Here is a 15,792-nt window from a genome sequence, read left to right as displayed (position 1 = left end):
TGGAAATGACTTACAGATAGCCATGCGCCCGAAAGCTGAGCTGATCCGATTTTCCGACCACAAGATGGTCATGCAGCGTGATCCCCAGGGCAGATGCGGCCTGTTCCACCTGACGGGTCATCTGCATGTCGCTGTCTGACGGGGTTGGGTCCCCGGAGGGATGGTTATGCACCAGGATAAGGGCCGAAGCGTTGAGCTCAAGCGCCCGTTTCACCACTTCGCGCGGATAAACCGGCACGTGGTCCACCGTGCCTTGCGCCTGTTCCTCATCCGCAATCACCACGTTTTTCTTGTCGAGATAGAGCACCCGGAACTGTTCGGTTTCCCGATGTGCCATGGTGGTGTGGCAATAATCAATCAGGCTATCCCAGGAAGAAATGATATGGCGCTGCAGGATGCGTGATCGGGCCAGCCGGTGGGCAGCCGCCTCTACGATCTTCAGTTCCTGAACCACGGCGGCCCCAACCCCGTGCATTTCCTGAAGCCGGGAAGCAGGGGCCGAGATGACACCGTTGAAATCCCCAAATCGATCCAGCAGGCGTCGTGCCAGCGGTTTGACATCCTGACGCGGGATGGCGCGAAACAAAACCAGTTCCAGCATTTCGTAATCGGGCAGGGCGGCGGCCCCGCCTTTCATGAACCGGTCCCGCAGGCGTTTGCGGTGGTCCTTGATATAGGACGGCAGGCGTCCTTTTTCCGGTTTGACCGGAACGGGGAGGGCCTCATCGCTGTCAAAAAGCGTTTGGGGCATTTCGCCAAAAGAAGAGGGGCCAAAAGAAGAGGGTCGGTGCGTCATGCACCAACCCTCACATGGTTTTGGTAAAGCAAAGGTTAATTGGAACCCTATACTTTAGGAGGTCATCCCGTCCCAGAAGCTGCGCACTTTCGAGAAGAAATTGCTGCTTTCCGGGTTGTTTTCCTCGGACAGTTTTTCGAACTCCCGCAACAGCTCTTTCTGTTTCGAGGTCAGGTTGACCGGGGTTTCCACCGACAGTTCGATATACATATCGCCGGTGGGGCCGCCGCGCAGACCGGGCATACCCTTGCCGCGCAGACGCATCTGGCGACCGGACTGGCTGCCGGATGGGATCTTCACCCGCGACCGACCACCGTCGATGGTGGGCACCTCGATGTCCCCGCCCAGTGCGGCAGAGGTCATCGATACGGGCACACGGCAGTGCAGATGATTGCCTTCACGATCAAAGATCGCGTGCGGCGTGACCTCGATAAAGATATAAAGATCGCCCGCCGGACCGCCGCGCAGACCGGCTTCGCCTTCGCCGGCAAGGCGAATGCGGGTGCCGGTTTCAACACCTGCCGGGATGTTCACGGAAAGCGAACGTTCTTTTTCCTTACGCCCAGCCCCGCCGCAGGATTTGCACGGGTTCTTGATCATCTGCCCCATGCCCTGACAGGTCGGACAGGTGCGTTCAACGGTAAAGAACCCCTGCTGCGCACGCACTTTCCCCATGCCGGAACAGGTTGGGCACATGGTGGGTTCCGCGCCGCTTTCCGCACCGGTGCCGTCACATTCGTCACAGCTGACCGAGGTGGGCACATTGATGGTTTTCTGCAGGCCGGTGAAGGCATCTTCCAGCGAAACACGCAGGTTGTAGCGCAGGTCAGAGCCGCGTTGCGCCCGTGACCGGCCGCCGCCACGCTGGCCACCCATGAAGTCCCCAAACAGGTCGTCAAACACGTCTGAGAACGCGCTGGCGAAATCACCCTGCTGGCCATAGCCGCCACCGGGACGACCACCCCCCATGCCGCCTTCAAAGGCTGCATGACCATAGCGGTCATAGGCCGCCTTCTTGTCGGCGTCCTTCAGAACGTCATAGGCTTCGTTCACTTCCTTGAACTGGGCCTCGGCGTTGGGATTGTCGGAATTGCGGTCGGGGTGCAGCTCTTTTGCCTTCTTGCGATAGGCTTTCTTGAGCTCATCTGCGGACGCGCCTTTTGCGGCCCCCAGCACCTCGTAATAATCACGTTTTGACATAGCTACTCCTTTGAGGAGGGGGCGGCCCGCCGGGGGCGGACCTGCCCGTTACCTAAGGAGACTTACGACCGTTTGTCGTTGTCCAGATCTTCGAAATCAGCGTCGACGATATCGTCATCCGCAGCCCGCGGGCCGTCGGCTTCTTCCGGTGCCTCTTCGCCTTCTGCTTCGGCCTGTTGCGATTTGTAGATCGCTTCGCCCAGCTTCATGGCGGCTTCGGTCACGTTCTGAACGCCCGATTTCAGTTTCTCGGCGGTGACATCCTCTTTCTCGAGGTCGTCTTTCAGCGCAGCAATGGCCAGTTCGATCGCCTCGATCGTGGTCGGATCCACCTTGTCAGCGTGCTCTTCCATCGACTTTTCGGTCGAGTGGATCAGGCTTTCGGCCTGGTTGCGGGCTTCGACAAGCTCCTTGCGCTCTTTATCGGCCTCGGCATTGGCTTCGGCGTCTTTCACCATGGCTTCGATGTCGTCATCCGAGAGACCACCCGAGGCCTGGATGGTGATTTTCTGCTCTTTGCCGGTGCCTTTGTCCTTGGCGCCCACTTCCACGATGCCGTTGGCGTCGATGTCGAAGGTCACTTCGATCTGCGGCAGGCCGCGCGGAGCCGGCGGGATGTCTTCCAGGTTGAACTGGCCGAGGATCTTGTTGTCGGCAGCCATTTCACGCTCACCTTGGAACACGCGCAGGGTCACGGCGTTCTGGTTGTCTTCCGCAGTCGAGAAGACCTGCGACTTCTTGGTCGGGATCGTGGTGTTGCGGTCGATCAGGCGGGTGAACACGCCACCCAGCGTCTCGATGCCCAGCGACAGCGGGGTCACGTCGAGCAGCACAACGTCCTTCACGTCGCCCTGCAGAACACCGGCCTGAATGGCGGCACCCATGGCAACCACTTCGTCCGGGTTCACACCTTTGTGCGGCTCTTTGCCGAAGAATTTGGTGACCTCTTCGATCACTTTCGGCATCCGGGTCATACCGCCGACCAGAACCACCTCGTCGATGTCGCCGGTCGAGAGACCTGCGTCTTTCAGTGCGGCCTGACAGGGCTTGATCGAACGCTTGATCAGGTCCGACACGAGGCTTTCCAGCTTGGCGCGGGTCAGTTTCATGACCATGTGCAGCGGCGCACCGTCCGAACCCATCGAGATGAACGGCTGGTTGATCTCGGTCTGCGAGGCCGACGACAGTTCGATCTTGGCTTTCTCAGCGGCTTCTTTCAGGCGCTGCAGGGCCATCTTGTCTTTCGACAGATCAACCTGGTTTTCCTTTTTGAACTCATCGACCAGATACTGAACGATGCGCATGTCGAAGTCTTCACCGCCAAGGAACGTGTCGCCGTTGGTCGATTTCACTTCGAACAGGCCGTCGTCGATTTCCAGGATGGTCACGTCGAAGGTCCCGCCACCAAGGTCATAGACCGCGATGGTTTGGGTTTCGGCTTTGTCCAGACCATAGGCCAGAGCGGCTGCGGTCGGTTCGTTGATGATGCGCAGCACTTCCAGACCGGCGATCTTGCCGGCGTCTTTGGTGGCCTGACGCTGAGCGTCGTTGAAATATGCGGGCACGGTGATCACGGCCTGAGTGACGTCTTCACCCAGATAGCTTTCTGCCGTTTCTTTCATCTTGCCCAGAATGAAGGCCGAGATCTGCGAGGGCGAATATTTCTGCCCGGCAGCTTCCACCCATGCGTCGCCATTGCCGCCGTCAACGATGGCATAGGGCACCAGCTTTTTGTCTTTCTCGACAGCCGGGTCGTTCATGTTGCGGCCGATCAGGCGTTTCACGGCGAACACGGTGTTGTCCGGGTTGGTCACGGCCTGACGTTTGGCCGGTTGGCCCACAAGGCGCTCGTCGTCTTTGAAGGCAACAATCGAGGGGGTCGTGCGCGCACCCTCGGAATTTTCGATGACCCGCGGCTGCGAGCCGTCCATGATGGCGACACAGGAGTTGGTGGTCCCGAGGTCAATACCAATGACTTTAGCCATGCTTCTATCCTCTTCCAGGCGATGTTGTAGGAACCGACCTTGCAAAGCATCGGCCCCTGATCCCAAATTTCAAGCCGGTAACGGATCGTCCGTTCCCAGCGTCGAAGCGTATATAAGTAGGCTGATTGGGTGCTGCAAGCGTCCAAAGCGGGGGATTGGCGCAAAAAAACGAGTCATTATCAGGGTTTTGGAAAGGAAAGCGTAAGGAATGGCAGGAATGGATCTGGGGGGAGCGAAGATTTTCAAAGGGATGCTGGATGGTGACCAGCAGGCGCGCCTTGCGGATGGGGTCCGCGCTGTTGTGGCCTGCGCGCCACTGTTCCACCCGGTCACGGCATCCGGCAAGCAGATGTCGGTGCGGATGACCTCTTGCGGGCGGTTGGGCTGGGTGAGTGACCGGCGGGGCTATCGTTACGATCCTCGCCACCCGTCAGGTGTGGCTTGGCCGCCAATCCCGGACGAGGTGCTGGCGATCTGGCGTAAGGTCTCGGGCTGTGATGTGCCCCCGGACAGCTGTCTTGTGAATTTCTATGGAGAGGGGGCCAGGATGGGGATGCATCAGGATCGGGACGAGGGGGATTTCTCGTACCCCGTTGTGTCGATCAGCCTAGGGGATGACGCCCTGTTTCGTATTGGGGGCGAGACGCGGGGTGGCCGGACGCAATCGGTCTGGTTAAATTCCGGGGACGTGCTTGTGCTGGCAGGCGCGGCCCGGCTGGCCTATCACGGGATAGACCGGTTGCGTTTCGGTTCAAGTGATCTTTTGCGCGACCACGGGCGGATCAACCTGACCTTGCGCGTGGTGCGATGACACTCAGATGACACTTAGCGCGGCAGGACCGAACAGCAGCCGGACAGGGCGTATGGTCCGTTTTCATGGTCGATCAGGCTGTCCAGGCTCAGCCCATAGGCCCGGTCAGACATGCCGTCATGACATTCTTCACGGCGCAGGGTCAGCAAGGCCTCACCCGCCTCGTTTTCGCCACGGATCCAGAAACGATCCGCACGCCCAACAACGCCGGTGGTCATGGTGATGAGAAAACGCGTTGTGTCTGCGTCCATATGCTCAAGCACAAGTTCGTTTTCGCCATCTGTGAAAAGATCCCAGAACGGTTCGGTCCCATAACAGGACAGCGGCCAGGGCATTTGCCCCCAGTCCTGCCCCGGCTGGCGCATCAAATAGCGCAGAGAGACCCATCCCGCCTGTTCACTGGTATTCACCTGTCCCCATTTCAGATCCTCGGAAACTGTCGTGACTTCGATCCCGGTCTGATCAGGGGCGAGTGTTCCGATGATCTCTGATCCGGTATCCGGCATGGCGCGCACATTCAGAACGTCATCTGAAGTGACGTCCACCACGTCAAACAGGGCGGGCAAGGGATTGGCGGTTGCGGGCAGGGGCCCCCATCCAATCATCAGCAGGATAATCCATTTCAGTTTCAATGACGTGCTCCCCAACTGGCAGATGCGTGTTTGCGGGTGTAATTTTCCCCAAGCATCCCGATCATCAGCAAGACCAGCGATACGATGACGGGGTATGAGATGCTGGAATAATGCGGATTATAATTCACAAAGGTAAAGCCGCGGGCCTGGTCAATGATGTGAAACAGCGGGTTCCACGTAAACATGACCAGCAGGTAAAACGGCAGTGTATTGGCCAGGAACATCTTGCCGGATGCCAGCATATTGGCGCGCGAATAGATTTGAGACGAGATCGACGTGAATTGTGGGAACCATGGTTTCAGGGCGAGGAACACCATACCGACACAGACCCCGGAAAACCATGCCAGGATGAACATGCCAAAGACCCCTTTGACATCATAAAACTCTACATTCCCGGTCCAGAGCTCATAAACACCCAGCACGACCACCACCGACAGGAACTGGATATATAGCGCGCTGAGGGCCGAAGAGGCGATGGAGATGAAAGTGTTCATCGGCGCATGCAGCATCATCGCGGTCGTAGGGCCGGCAGAGCCCGCAACCGCCCCCATGGATTTCACATGTGTCATGTAAAGAAAGATCCCGGACATGATATAGAGCAGGAAATCGCCTTGAATGCGGGCGGTGCGGCCAATGACCGAAAACATCAGGTAAAATACGGCCACCAGCAACATTGTCTGGAACATGTTGATCAGCAGGCCGACAAGCGCGTTTGAATGGGTGGCACGCACAGAACGCACCGTGGCCACATAGATGACTTCAGCCATGGAAAGCGCCGCTTGCAGGCGCGATGAGTTCTGCTTGGTATTCTGAAACATCAGATGACCTTTTTGCCTCGGTTACACATTAATTTACCGGGGAATTCTTGCTGTTCCTTTACCTTGAAACCATAAGTGAGGAAGAAAATCATGGCAACAACGCCGATTTCGCTGAATTGGCGCGTGAAAAGGAGCAGGTCTTTGGATTTTGATCGTTTGGAAGAAGTGATGCGCAGGCTGGCGCTGGAAGCCGGGGATGTGATCATGGAGATCTACAACTCGGATGATTTCGAGGTGAAATCGAAATCGGATGACAGCCCGGTCACCGCAGCGGATGAAGCCGCGGATGCGCTGATTTCCAAAGGTCTGCGCGCGGCCTTCCCGGATGTGCTTCTGGTCACCGAAGAACAGGCCGACAGCCATGGCCAGCAGGCGGATGAATTCCTGATCGTGGATCCGCTGGATGGCACCAAGGAGTTCATCCACCGTCGCGGTGACTTCACCGTGAACATTGCGTATGTCAAGGACGGCACCCCCATTCGCGGCGTGGTCTATGCCCCTGCCCGTGACCGGATGTTCTTTACCCGTGCGGATGGTCAAAGTGTCGAAGAGCTTGGCCCGTTTCGCAAGGAAAGCCAGGGGGATGTGAAAGAAATCCATGTCTCCACCCCTGACAATGACGCGCTGATGGTGGTGGCTTCAAAATCGCATCGTGATCAGGCTACGGATGATTACATCAATAAATACAATGTGAAAGACAGCAAATCAGCAGGTTCCAGCCTCAAGTTCTGTCTGGTGGCAACCGGCGAGGCGGACCTTTACCCGCGGGTCGGGCGCACGATGGAATGGGACACTGCTGCGGGCCATGCTGTCCTGAACGGGGCCGGTGGCGCGGTGGTGCGTTTTGACGATCATACGCCGCTGACCTATGGCAAGCCGATCTACGAAAACCCGTTTTTCATCGCCTACGCCAACGGCGTGGATCTGAAGTCGGCCTGACGGCCCTGACCCAAGAAAGCGCAGCCCTGTGAAAACCCTGATTGTCATCCCGGCCCGCTATGCCTCCACCCGTTATCCGGGCAAGGCGCTTGCCCCCTTGCGCGGGGCGAGCGGGCTGACCCGGCCTCTGGTTCAAAGAGCATGGGATGCGGCGCAGGCCGTGGCGGGGATTGATCGGGTGGTTGTGGCGACCGATGATTGTCGGATTTCGGATGTGGCCAAGGGGTTCGGCGCCGAGGTGGTGATGACCTCGTCTGACTGTCGGAACGGAACCGAGCGCTGCGCCGAGGCGCTGGATGCGCTGGGGGGGGGGATATGATGTGGTGGTCAACCTGCAAGGGGATGCGCCGCTGACCCCGCATTGGTTCGTCGAAGACCTGGTGCAGGCCATGGTGGATCACCCGGCCGCCGAGGTGGCCACCCCGGTTCTGCGTGCAGACGGGCGGGCGCTTGCGGGTTTTCTGGAAGACCGCCGCGCGGGTCGGGTGGGTGGCACAACCGCTGTGTTCGGCGCCGAGGGCAAGGCGCTTTATTTCTCGAAAGAAGTGATCCCCCATACTGACGGAACCGAGATTGCCGCAGATGCGCCAACGCCTGTGTTTCACCATGTGGGGGTCTATGCCTATCGCCCGTCGGCGCTGGCCGCCTATCCGCGCTGGGCACCCGGTCCGCTGGAAATGCTGGAGGGGTTGGAGCAGCTGCGTTTTCTGGAACGCGAACACACGGTTCAATGTGTTGAAATGCAGGCGCGTGGGCGAGAGTTCTGGGAACTGAACAACCCGGAAGATGTTCCGCGTATTGAACGGATCCTGAAGGCGATGGGGGTCGAATAGGACGTCAGGGGGAATACTTGCCCAACTCCCCCCTGGATAGGGTACGAAGGGTGTCGCATACAGTGTTTCCGCGCCAACTGTTGCAAATGCCGCCATTCTGCCGGGTAAGTATGACACAGGCGTAAACAACAGGTTACAAATCAAGCGGGTGAAGGTTATTGTTAATGAAAATGCGGTTTAGTGTATCGCGACTGTTAAACGGGTTGGAAAGCCTGGCGGGCAGATCGACATGCACAGGTGTAAAATGAGTGGGACAGCTATGAAACGGAAAGTCACGAAGGCCATTTTTCCAGTCGCAGGCTTGGGGACGCGCTTCCTGCCCGCAACGAAATCCATTCCGAAGGAAATCATGACTTTGGTGGATCGACCGCTGATCCAATACGCCATTGACGAAGCCAGGGCCGCCGGGATCAAGGAATTCATCTTTGTCACGTCACGCGGCAAAGGGGCCTTGGAAGACTATTTCGACATTTCGCCCGTGCTTGAGCAGGAGCTGCGCAAGAAAAACAAGGATGAGCTGCTTGAGGTGCTGAAAGACACCAATATGGACAGCGGTGCGATTGCTTATATTCGTCAGCACAAGGCGCTAGGCCTTGGCCATGCGGTCTGGTGCGCGCGTCGCCTGATTGCCAATGAACCTTTTGCCGTCATCCTGCCCGATGACGTGATCGCGGCCGAAAAACCCTGTTTGCAGCAGATGGTTGAAGCCTATGAGGAAACCGGCGGCTGCATGGTTGCAGCGATGGAAGTGCCGCCTGAAAAAACCTCTTCTTATGGTGTGCTTGATATCAAGGAAGATCACGGCAGCCTCGTCTCGACCCGCGGGATGGTAGAGAAGCCGGCGATGGAAGATGCGCCTTCCAACCTGGCGGTGATTGGCCGTTATATCCTGACCCCAGATGTGCTGCGCAGCCTGAACAAGATGAAAAGTGGCGCAGGCGGGGAAATCCAGCTGACCGACGCCATTGCAGAAGAACTGAACCAGAAACGGGATGTCTTCGGCTACCGGTTCCGGGGGCAGCGATATGATTGCGGCTCCAAGGCCGGGTTCCTGCAGGCGACCGTTGCCTTTGGTCTGGCCCGTGAAGAGCTGCGCGAGGAATTTTCGGGGTATCTGAGCGATCTGGTTGCCCAGCAAAAAGCGGCTGAGTGAGTTTGAATGGCAGGTGGCGCATCTAGCCTGTGGTCTGCCTACCGGATGCGCCTCAAGCGCCGTCGCCTGTTGTTTCGCTCCCTCCGATCCCGTCGGCAGCTGACGCCTGTCGCGGATCGGACAGGGCAGATCCGGCCCGGACACATCCTGTCTTTCACCACGTTGCGCAATGAAATCGCCCGCCTGCCCTTTTTCCTGTCCCATTATCGCAAGATGGGGGTCGATCATTTTCTGATCGTCGCGAATGACTGTGCTGATGGCAGTGTCGCCTTTCTGGCGGATCAACCAGATGTGTCTCTCTGGCAGACGGATAGCAGCTACAAGGCGGCGCGGTTTGGCGTTGACTGGCTGACCTGGCTGCAGTTTCGCCACGGCCACGGGCATTGGTGCCTGACGGCGGATGCGGATGAGCTGTTGATCTACCCCCACTGGGACTCGCATGGCCTTAAGGACCTGACCCATCATCTGGACCAGACAGGGGCAGTGGCGCTGGGGGCGCTGATGCTGGATCTGTATCCCAAGGGGGCCATCGGGCAGGGCGAATACCGTCCGGGGCAGGATCCGACCGAGGTGATCGAGTGGTTTGATCCGGGACCGTATCGCTGTCAGCGCCAGCCCAGAATGCAGAACCTCTGGGTGCAGGGGGGCGCGCGTGAACGGGTGTTTTTTGCGACGCAGCCAGCGCGAGGTCCGACGTTGAACAAGCTGCCTCTGGTCAAATGGAACCGACGCTATGCCTATGCCAATTCTTCGCATTCCTTGCTGCCACCGCAGATGAACCTGCAATGGGATGGACCTGAAAGTGTGTCCGGCGATTCCCGTTTGTCCGGGGTGTTGTTGCACACGAAATTCCTTCCCGGCGTGCTTGATCGTTCATCTGAGGAGAAGGGGCGCAAGGAACATTTCGGCCAACCCGACCAGTTTGACGCCTATTACAATCAGGTGGTCGCCGCCCCGGACCTGTGGTGTGATCGCTCCATACGGTATCAGGGCTGGCAGCAATTGGTGGCGCTGGGGCTGATGTCATCCGGAAACTGGGACCCCGGCAAAAACGATGTGTTCTAAAGAGTTTACCGTCAGATCTGTCACATGTATGGATTATTTTAAGGCATTGTTCGTGAAATGCGATCAATATGGGTAGGATAGCGGTATCTGTTGTCCCGAAACCAGCGTGGTTTCATGGGATGTGTGGCGGGATAAAATAGGCAGGATACGGGATTGGGCGTCTGGACATCATATCGCCTGCGGTTGAAGCGTAAGCATCGAAAGCTGCGTGCATTTCGCAAGAGACGCGAGCTGAGTGAGGTTGAGAACCGCACACGGGCCATTCGTCCCGACGATATTCTTGTTTTTTCCACCCTGCGGAATGAACGCATCCGTCTGCCCTATTTTCTGAAATATTACCGTGACCTCGGCGTCAGTCACTTTCTGATCGTGGATAACGGGTCGGATGATGGTGGGCGAGAATACCTGGCCGAACAGGAAGATGTTTCGATCTGGAGCACCGATGCCAGCTACAAGAAATCCCATTTCGGGGTGGATTGGCTGAACTGGTTGCAGTGGAAATATGGTCATGGCCATTGGACGCTGGTTGTCGATCCGGATGAGTTTCTGGTGTATCCCTTCTGCGACACCCGCCCCCTGCGCGCGCTGACGGATTGGCTCGACAGTTCCGGTGTGCGATCTTTTGGGGCGATGCTGCTGGATATGTATCCAAAAGGGCAGCTGGATGCGCAGCCTTACCGTGCGGGGCAGGATCCGTTTGAAATTGCCTGCTGGTTTGACAGCGGCAACTACATGATCAAGAAAAATCCCTATTACGGGAACCTCTGGATCCAGGGGGGCGCGCGCACCCGTGCCTTTTTCCGCGATGATCCGGCCAATGCGCCGGCCCTGAACAAGATCCCGTTGGTGAAATGGGATCGCGCCTACGCCTATCTCAGTTCGACCCATACAATTCTGCCACGCGGTCTTAATCAGGTTTATGACGAATGGGGCGGGGAAAAGGCGTCGGGCTGCTTGCTGCATGCCAAGTTTCTCGACACGTTCAGCGCAAAGGCCGAAGAGGAGCTCAAGCGCCGCCAGCATTACGCCGGTGGGCATGAATACCGCGCGTATCACCAGCACATGAAGGACAACCCGGATTTGTGGTGCAAGTGGAGTGAGAAATATATCAACTGGCGGCAGCTGGAAATTCTCGGGATCATGTCGAAGGGGAACTGGGCATGAAGCTTGGGGTTGTCATGCTGGTGCACGACACGCTGGACCGCGCCGAGCAGCTGGTGCGCCACTGGTCTGCCCATGGCTGTCCGGTTGTGATCCACGTGGATAAACGCGTCAAGCGCCGCACCTATGCCGGGTTTGTCAATGCGGTGCGGGATCTGGAAAATGTGCGGTTCTGTGGGCGGCACAAATGCGAATGGGGCACCTGGTCACTGGTGGGCGCCAGTCAGACCGCGTCTGAGCTGATGTTGAAAAGTTTCCCGGATGTCAGCCATGTGTTTCTGGCCTCGGGATCCTGTCTGCCGCTGCGTCCGGTTCCGGAGATGCTGCGCTATCTCGAAGCCCGGCCGCGCACCAATTTCATTGAAAGTGTCACCACCGAGGATGTTCCGTGGACGGTTGGGGGGCTCGACCATGAACGGTTCACCTTGCGGTTTCCCTTCTCTTGGAAACGTCACCGCTGGCTGTTTGATCGGTATGTCGCCCTGCAGCGCAAGTTGAGATTCAAACGCAAGATCCCGGACGGGCTGGTCCCTCATCTTGGCAGCCAATGGTGGTGCCTCACGCGAAGGACCCTGTCCGAGATCCTGAATGACCCGGATCGGGAAACATATGACCGGTATTTCAAGAAGGTCTGGATCCCCGATGAAAGCTACTACCAGACTTTGGTGCGCCTGCATTCGACCGATATCGAAAGCCGGTCCCTGACCCTTTCGAAATTCGACTATCAGGGCAAGCCGCATATCTTTTACGATGACCACCTGCAGCTTTTACGCCGGTCAGACTGTTTTGTTGCCCGCAAAATCTGGCCTAAGGCAGAAAAGCTTTATGACAGTTTTCTGTCGGATGCGGCGGCCATCATGACCGGGGCCGAACCAAACCCGGGTAAGATTGACCGGATCTTCTCCAAGGCGGTGGAGCGGCGCACCCGGGGCCGCCCCGGCCTATTCATGCAGAGCCGTTTCCCGCGAATGGGGTTTGAAAACGGTTTGACCGGAACGCCTTATGCGATCTTTGAGGGCTTTACTGAGGTGTTCGAAGAGTTTGAACCCTGGCTTGAGCGCACCATAGGTGGGCGGGTGCATGGGCATCTGTATGACAAGGAAAGGGTCCAGTTTTCCGAAGGGCAACGGGATTTCAGCGGTGCTCTGACCGACAGCGCGACGCTGCGCGATTATAACCCCCGGGCGTTCCTGACCAATCTTGTCTGGTCCACCCGGGGCGAGCGGCAGAGCTTTCAGTTCGGACCGGCGGACAATCAGGCCATCAGTTGGGATGTGGCCAAGGACCCCAACGCCTATATCAGCGTGATTTCCGGCGCCTGGGCTGTGCCTTTGTTTCATTCGTCCCGCAATTTCACCGATATTCGGCGCGAAGCTGCCCGATTGCAAAAGATCGAAAGCGATCACATCGACATCCTGCGCTCGGGATATGCGCGCGCGCGGGTGCGGATCTGGACCTTGGCAGAGTTCGTGCAAAACCCGATGGAACCCTTGCAGCTGATCCTGGACGAGATCGGAGGGCGCATGAATACTCGCCTGACCGAAGTGCCGAACCTCAAACGGCTTGATGGCTTTGGGCAGTTTTTGCAAAATCTCAAAAACCAGGGGATGCAACCTTACCTGATGGGCGACTATCCTTCTGGCGCGGACCCGCAGACCCCGACACGGGACACACGGAAACCCTATTTGATTAAGTAACCCAAGCGGGTTGAACGGGCAGGCAGATGGCACGAAACTTCGATTGCTTCATTATTTTTGCAGAAATGCGCACCGGATCCAATTTCCTGGAAAGCAATCTGGATCAATATCCCGGCCTGAAATGTTATGGTGAGGCATTCAACCCCTATTTCATGGTCTCGCCCAAGACGGACAGCCTGTTTGGGGTCTCCACCCGTGAACGCGATCGCGATCCGATGAGGCTTCTGGAGGCGATGAAAGAGGGCACGGAGGGCATCCCCGGATTTCGGTTTTTCCACGACCATGACCCCCGTGTATTTGAGGCGCTGATTGATGACCCACGTTGTGCCAAGGTTGTGCTGACCCGAAATCACGTGGAAAGCTATGTGTCGCGCCGAATTGCCAATGAAACCGATCAGTGGCAGCTCAATAACGTGAATGATGTGATCAAGAAACGCGCGCGCTTTCTCGGGTGGGAGTTTGAGCGGCTGTATTACCGGATGAAGGATTTCCAGCTGACCATCAAGGGCCGGTTGCAGCGCAGCGGCCAGACTGCGTTCTATATCGACTATAATGACGCGCAGGATCTGGATGTGGTCAACGGGCTTGCGCGCTATCTGGGGGAAGAGCATCAGCTGTCCGCCTTTTCCGGGAAGTTCAAGAAACAAAACCCCGAGACCATCGAAGAGAAGGTCACCAACTTTGATATGGTTGAGCAGACCGTTCAGCGGATAGATATTTTTGATCTGTACCGTATCCCGAATTTTGAAACCGGGCGGCCGCCCGCGGTGACCACCTATGTGTCATCTGACGCCATGCGGGCGGTTTTCATGCCGATCAAGGGCGCGCCAGCGGCAAGCATCGTGCATTGGATGAACAGCTTTGGCGACACATCCACGGATTTTACCCAAAAAGCGTTACGGCAATGGAAGCGCCAGCATAAGGGCCACAGGACGTTCACCGTTTTGCGCCACCCGGTTGCGCGGCTGCATACGGTGTTCTGCCGGCATCTTGTTGCTGAGGGGCCGGAGACATATCACGAGATCAAGGCGGCTCTCCGGCAGAGCTATGGGGTTGATCTGCCGGATGGGGCGCCTGATGAGCGTTGGACGCTGGAAGAGCACAAACGGGTGTTTTCCCAGTTCATTGATTTTGTCGACCGGAACCTGAAGGGGCAAACCGGTATCCGGGTGGACGCGGCCTGGGCATCGCAGACGGCGGTGGTGCAGGGGTTTGCGGGGTTTGCCCTGCCGGATCACCTGCTACGAGAGGACCAGCTGACGCAAGGTTTGCGCGGTCTGAAAGATGAATTGGGCATTGGCGACAGCCCTTTTCCCGAGCCGGAACAGGTTGACCAGCCTTTTGCTCTGGCGCAGGTTTATGACACGGATCTGGAACAGAAACTGCGCAAAACCTACCAGCGCGACTATATGATGTTCGGCTTCAAGCCCTGGGGGAAATGACCCAAAGGGAACAGGGTCCGCAGGGTTGCGGGCCTGCATGATCTTGCCGAACTTCCCTGAAATCCTGCCTTATGCGGCCTTGTTGGACAGGCTGTCGGTCAATAGCGCGTGCAGCGTTGCCGAATCGTTGTTGGCGCGCAGCTTTGCGCAGATAGATTGATCGCGCAGGGTGCGCGACACAAGTGCCAGTGCCTTGAGATGATCCACGCCGCTGTCTTCGGGTGCAAACAGCGCAAAAATCAGGTCCACCGGCTGCTTGTCGACAGAGTCAAAATCAAACGGTTTTTCAACGCGGATAAAGCAGCCGACCACGCGTTCAAGGCCGGTCATCCGGGCATGCGGCAGGGCAACGCCATGGCCCACGCCGGTTGGCCCAAGCGTTTCGCGTTCCTGCAACGCGGAAAAAGCACCACTGGCGTCGATCTGGTAATTCGAGGCTGCGATCTCTCCAAGCTCTTGAAATAAGCGCTTTTTTGAAGACAGATTCGTCAGGACCTTGACGGCCGAGGGTTGAAGTATGCTCGAAAGCTCCATCAATTTTACTCCCCGCCCGTCAAGAATGCGGGCGGTTTACGCGTTGTTTTGTGGGTCGACCCAGCCAATATTGCCGTCATCACGGCGATAGACCACGTTCACCCCTTCGGTTTTCTCATTTCGGAACACCAGAACCGGGGCATGCGCCAACTCCATCTGCATGACTGCTTCGCCAACGGACAACGACGGGATCCGTGTTTCCATTTCGGCGATGATCATGGGCTCGAGTTGAGCGTTGTCGGCTTCTTCCGGACCTTCCTCTGATGCAAGGATATAAGAGGAGCCACCGAAAACTTCAACCGGGTCCACGCGGTCACGGTGATGATCTTTCAACCGGCGCTTGTAGCGGCGCAGTTGCTTCTCCATTTTCTCGGTGCATTGATCGAAAGCGGAGTAGATTTCCGTTGCGTGCCCCTTGGCTTGTGCGGTCAGGCCGGTGGAGAGGTGGACGGTGGTTTCGCATACAAATTCATGTGCGCTTTTCGAGAAAACCACCTGAGCGTCAGTCGGGCGTTCAGCATATTTCTGAACAACACCGCCCAGCTCATCTTTCACGTGAACTTGCAGGGCATCGCCGATGTCGATTTGCTTACCGCTGATTTGATATTGCATCCTACCTCCTATGGTATTTGCAGGTTACAACTGGCCCGGCCCCCGGATGGGACAGGGCGGAAATTCATATTTTTTGCAGAAAATGGGGCGCCGTTTTGCGGTGCCAGTCTGGGT

14 protein-coding genes and 1 pseudogene are annotated in these 15,792 nt (G+C 57.4%); 8 read left to right on the top strand and 7 right to left on the bottom strand.

Going from position 1 to position 15,792, the window contains the following annotated elements; genetic code table 11:
- Positions 1–10 precede the first annotated feature (10 nt).
- The 3 genes from radC to dnaK form a co-directional block, all read right to left on the bottom strand.
- The gene (radC, locus tag XMD517_RS10410; protein WP_173486221.1) at positions 11–796 is read right to left on the bottom strand and encodes a DNA repair protein RadC; all 786 of its coding nucleotides are present in this window, start codon (positions 794–796) and stop codon (positions 11–13) included.
- 54 nt (positions 797–850) lie between these two features.
- Positions 851–1,996: a molecular chaperone DnaJ gene (dnaJ, locus tag XMD517_RS10405; protein WP_055187192.1), complete on the bottom strand. Its 1,146-nt coding sequence runs from the start codon at positions 1,994–1,996 to the stop codon at positions 851–853.
- Positions 1,997–2,058: 62 nt separating this feature from the next.
- The gene (dnaK, locus tag XMD517_RS10400; protein ID WP_173486220.1) at positions 2,059–3,981 is read right to left on the bottom strand and encodes a molecular chaperone DnaK; all 1,923 of its coding nucleotides are present in this window, start codon (positions 3,979–3,981) and stop codon (positions 2,059–2,061) included.
- A gap of 208 nt (positions 3,982–4,189) precedes the next feature.
- On the opposite strand from dnaK, the gene XMD517_RS10395 reads away from it, so the two are divergent.
- Positions 4,190–4,792 (top strand): alpha-ketoglutarate-dependent dioxygenase AlkB, encoded by a 603-nt coding sequence (locus XMD517_RS10395; protein ID WP_173486219.1) that lies wholly within the window; start codon positions 4,190–4,192, stop codon positions 4,790–4,792.
- Between the two features lie 14 nt (positions 4,793–4,806).
- Here XMD517_RS10395 and XMD517_RS10390 read toward each other — a convergent pair whose 3' ends face one another.
- Positions 4,807–5,424 carry an SH3 domain-containing protein gene (locus XMD517_RS10390; protein ID WP_173486218.1) on the bottom strand — a complete coding sequence of 206 codons (618 nt, stop codon included), beginning with the start codon at positions 5,422–5,424 and terminating at the stop codon, positions 4,807–4,809.
- Positions 5,421–6,242: an ABC transporter permease gene (locus XMD517_RS10385; RefSeq protein ID WP_173486217.1), complete on the bottom strand. Its 822-nt coding sequence runs from the start codon at positions 6,240–6,242 to the stop codon at positions 5,421–5,423. The genes XMD517_RS10390 and XMD517_RS10385 overlap by 4 nt, the downstream gene beginning before the upstream one ends.
- Positions 6,243–6,383: 141 nt before the next feature.
- On the opposite strand from XMD517_RS10385, the gene cysQ reads away from it, so the two are divergent.
- The 7 genes and pseudogenes from cysQ (at position 6,384) to XMD517_RS10350 (ending at position 14,532) form a co-directional block, all read left to right on the top strand.
- A complete protein-coding gene (gene cysQ, locus XMD517_RS10380) occupies positions 6,384–7,181 on the top strand; it encodes a 3'(2'),5'-bisphosphate nucleotidase CysQ (RefSeq protein WP_173486216.1) in 798 nt (265 codons plus the stop codon).
- A 28-nt stretch (positions 7,182–7,209) separates the two neighbouring features.
- Positions 7,210–8,014 (top strand): annotated as a pseudogene (locus XMD517_RS10375) (3-deoxy-manno-octulosonate cytidylyltransferase).
- A gap of 259 nt (positions 8,015–8,273) precedes the next feature.
- Complete coding sequence (galU, locus tag XMD517_RS10370) at positions 8,274–9,167, top strand: UTP--glucose-1-phosphate uridylyltransferase GalU (RefSeq protein ID WP_173486366.1); 894 nt, start codon at positions 8,274–8,276, stop codon at positions 9,165–9,167.
- A 6-nt stretch (positions 9,168–9,173) separates the two neighbouring features.
- Positions 9,174–10,232 carry a glycosyltransferase family 2 protein gene (locus tag XMD517_RS10365; RefSeq protein ID WP_173486215.1) on the top strand — a complete coding sequence of 353 codons (1,059 nt, stop codon included), beginning with the start codon at positions 9,174–9,176 and terminating at the stop codon, positions 10,230–10,232.
- A 153-nt stretch (positions 10,233–10,385) separates the two neighbouring features.
- Positions 10,386–11,396, top strand: coding sequence for a glycosyltransferase family 2 protein (locus XMD517_RS10360; protein WP_254449804.1), 1,011 nt, complete (start codon positions 10,386–10,388; stop codon positions 11,394–11,396).
- Positions 11,393–13,090, top strand: a complete 1,698-nt coding sequence (locus XMD517_RS10355) for a beta-1,6-N-acetylglucosaminyltransferase (RefSeq protein ID WP_173486214.1) — start codon at positions 11,393–11,395, stop codon at positions 13,088–13,090. Before XMD517_RS10360 ends, XMD517_RS10355 begins: the two co-directional genes overlap by 4 nt.
- 26 nt (positions 13,091–13,116) lie before the next feature.
- On the top strand, positions 13,117–14,532 hold the full coding sequence (locus XMD517_RS10350; RefSeq protein WP_173486213.1) for a sulfotransferase family 2 domain-containing protein: 1,416 nt from the start codon (positions 13,117–13,119) through the stop codon (positions 14,530–14,532).
- A 69-nt stretch (positions 14,533–14,601) separates the two neighbouring features.
- On the opposite strand, the gene XMD517_RS10345 is transcribed toward XMD517_RS10350, so the two are convergent.
- Both XMD517_RS10345 and hpf read right to left on the bottom strand, forming a co-directional pair.
- Complete coding sequence (locus tag XMD517_RS10345) at positions 14,602–15,066, bottom strand: PTS sugar transporter subunit IIA (protein WP_173486212.1); 465 nt, start codon at positions 15,064–15,066, stop codon at positions 14,602–14,604.
- 36 nt (positions 15,067–15,102) lie between these two features.
- Positions 15,103–15,678, bottom strand: a complete 576-nt coding sequence (hpf, locus tag XMD517_RS10340; protein ID WP_173486211.1) for a ribosome hibernation-promoting factor, HPF/YfiA family — start codon at positions 15,676–15,678, stop codon at positions 15,103–15,105.
- Positions 15,679–15,792 lie beyond the last annotated feature (114 nt).

Origin of the sequence: Aliiroseovarius sp. xm-d-517 (genome assembly GCF_013283135.1) — a bacterium.
Lineage (GTDB): Bacteria > Pseudomonadota > Alphaproteobacteria > Rhodobacterales > Rhodobacteraceae > Aliiroseovarius > Aliiroseovarius crassostreae.
This window is presented reverse-complemented; position numbering and strand designations above follow the sequence as displayed.

Excerpts from the sequence above, each read along its gene's own strand:
- radC (WP_173486221.1), bottom strand. The coding sequence starts at position 796 with ATGACGCACCGACCCTCTTCTTTTGGCCCCTCTTCTTTTGGCGAAATG.
- dnaJ (WP_055187192.1), bottom strand. The coding sequence starts at position 1,996 with ATGTCAAAACGTGATTATTACGAGGTGCTGGGGGCCGCAAAAGGCGCG.
- dnaK (WP_173486220.1), bottom strand. The coding sequence starts at position 3,981 with ATGGCTAAAGTCATTGGTATTGACCTCGGGACCACCAACTCCTGTGTC.
- XMD517_RS10395 (WP_173486219.1), top strand. The coding sequence starts at position 4,190 with ATGGCAGGAATGGATCTGGGGGGAGCGAAGATTTTCAAAGGGATGCTG.
- XMD517_RS10385 (WP_173486217.1), bottom strand. The coding sequence starts at position 6,242 with ATGTTTCAGAATACCAAGCAGAACTCATCGCGCCTGCAAGCGGCGCTT.
- galU (WP_173486366.1), top strand. The coding sequence starts at position 8,274 with ATGAAACGGAAAGTCACGAAGGCCATTTTTCCAGTCGCAGGCTTGGGG.
- XMD517_RS10365 (WP_173486215.1), top strand. The coding sequence starts at position 9,174 with ATGGCAGGTGGCGCATCTAGCCTGTGGTCTGCCTACCGGATGCGCCTC.
- XMD517_RS10355 (WP_173486214.1), top strand. The coding sequence starts at position 11,393 with ATGAAGCTTGGGGTTGTCATGCTGGTGCACGACACGCTGGACCGCGCC.
- XMD517_RS10350 (WP_173486213.1), top strand. The coding sequence starts at position 13,117 with ATGGCACGAAACTTCGATTGCTTCATTATTTTTGCAGAAATGCGCACC.
- XMD517_RS10345 (WP_173486212.1), bottom strand. The coding sequence starts at position 15,066 with ATGGAGCTTTCGAGCATACTTCAACCCTCGGCCGTCAAGGTCCTGACG.
- hpf (WP_173486211.1), bottom strand. The coding sequence starts at position 15,678 with ATGCAATATCAAATCAGCGGTAAGCAAATCGACATCGGCGATGCCCTG.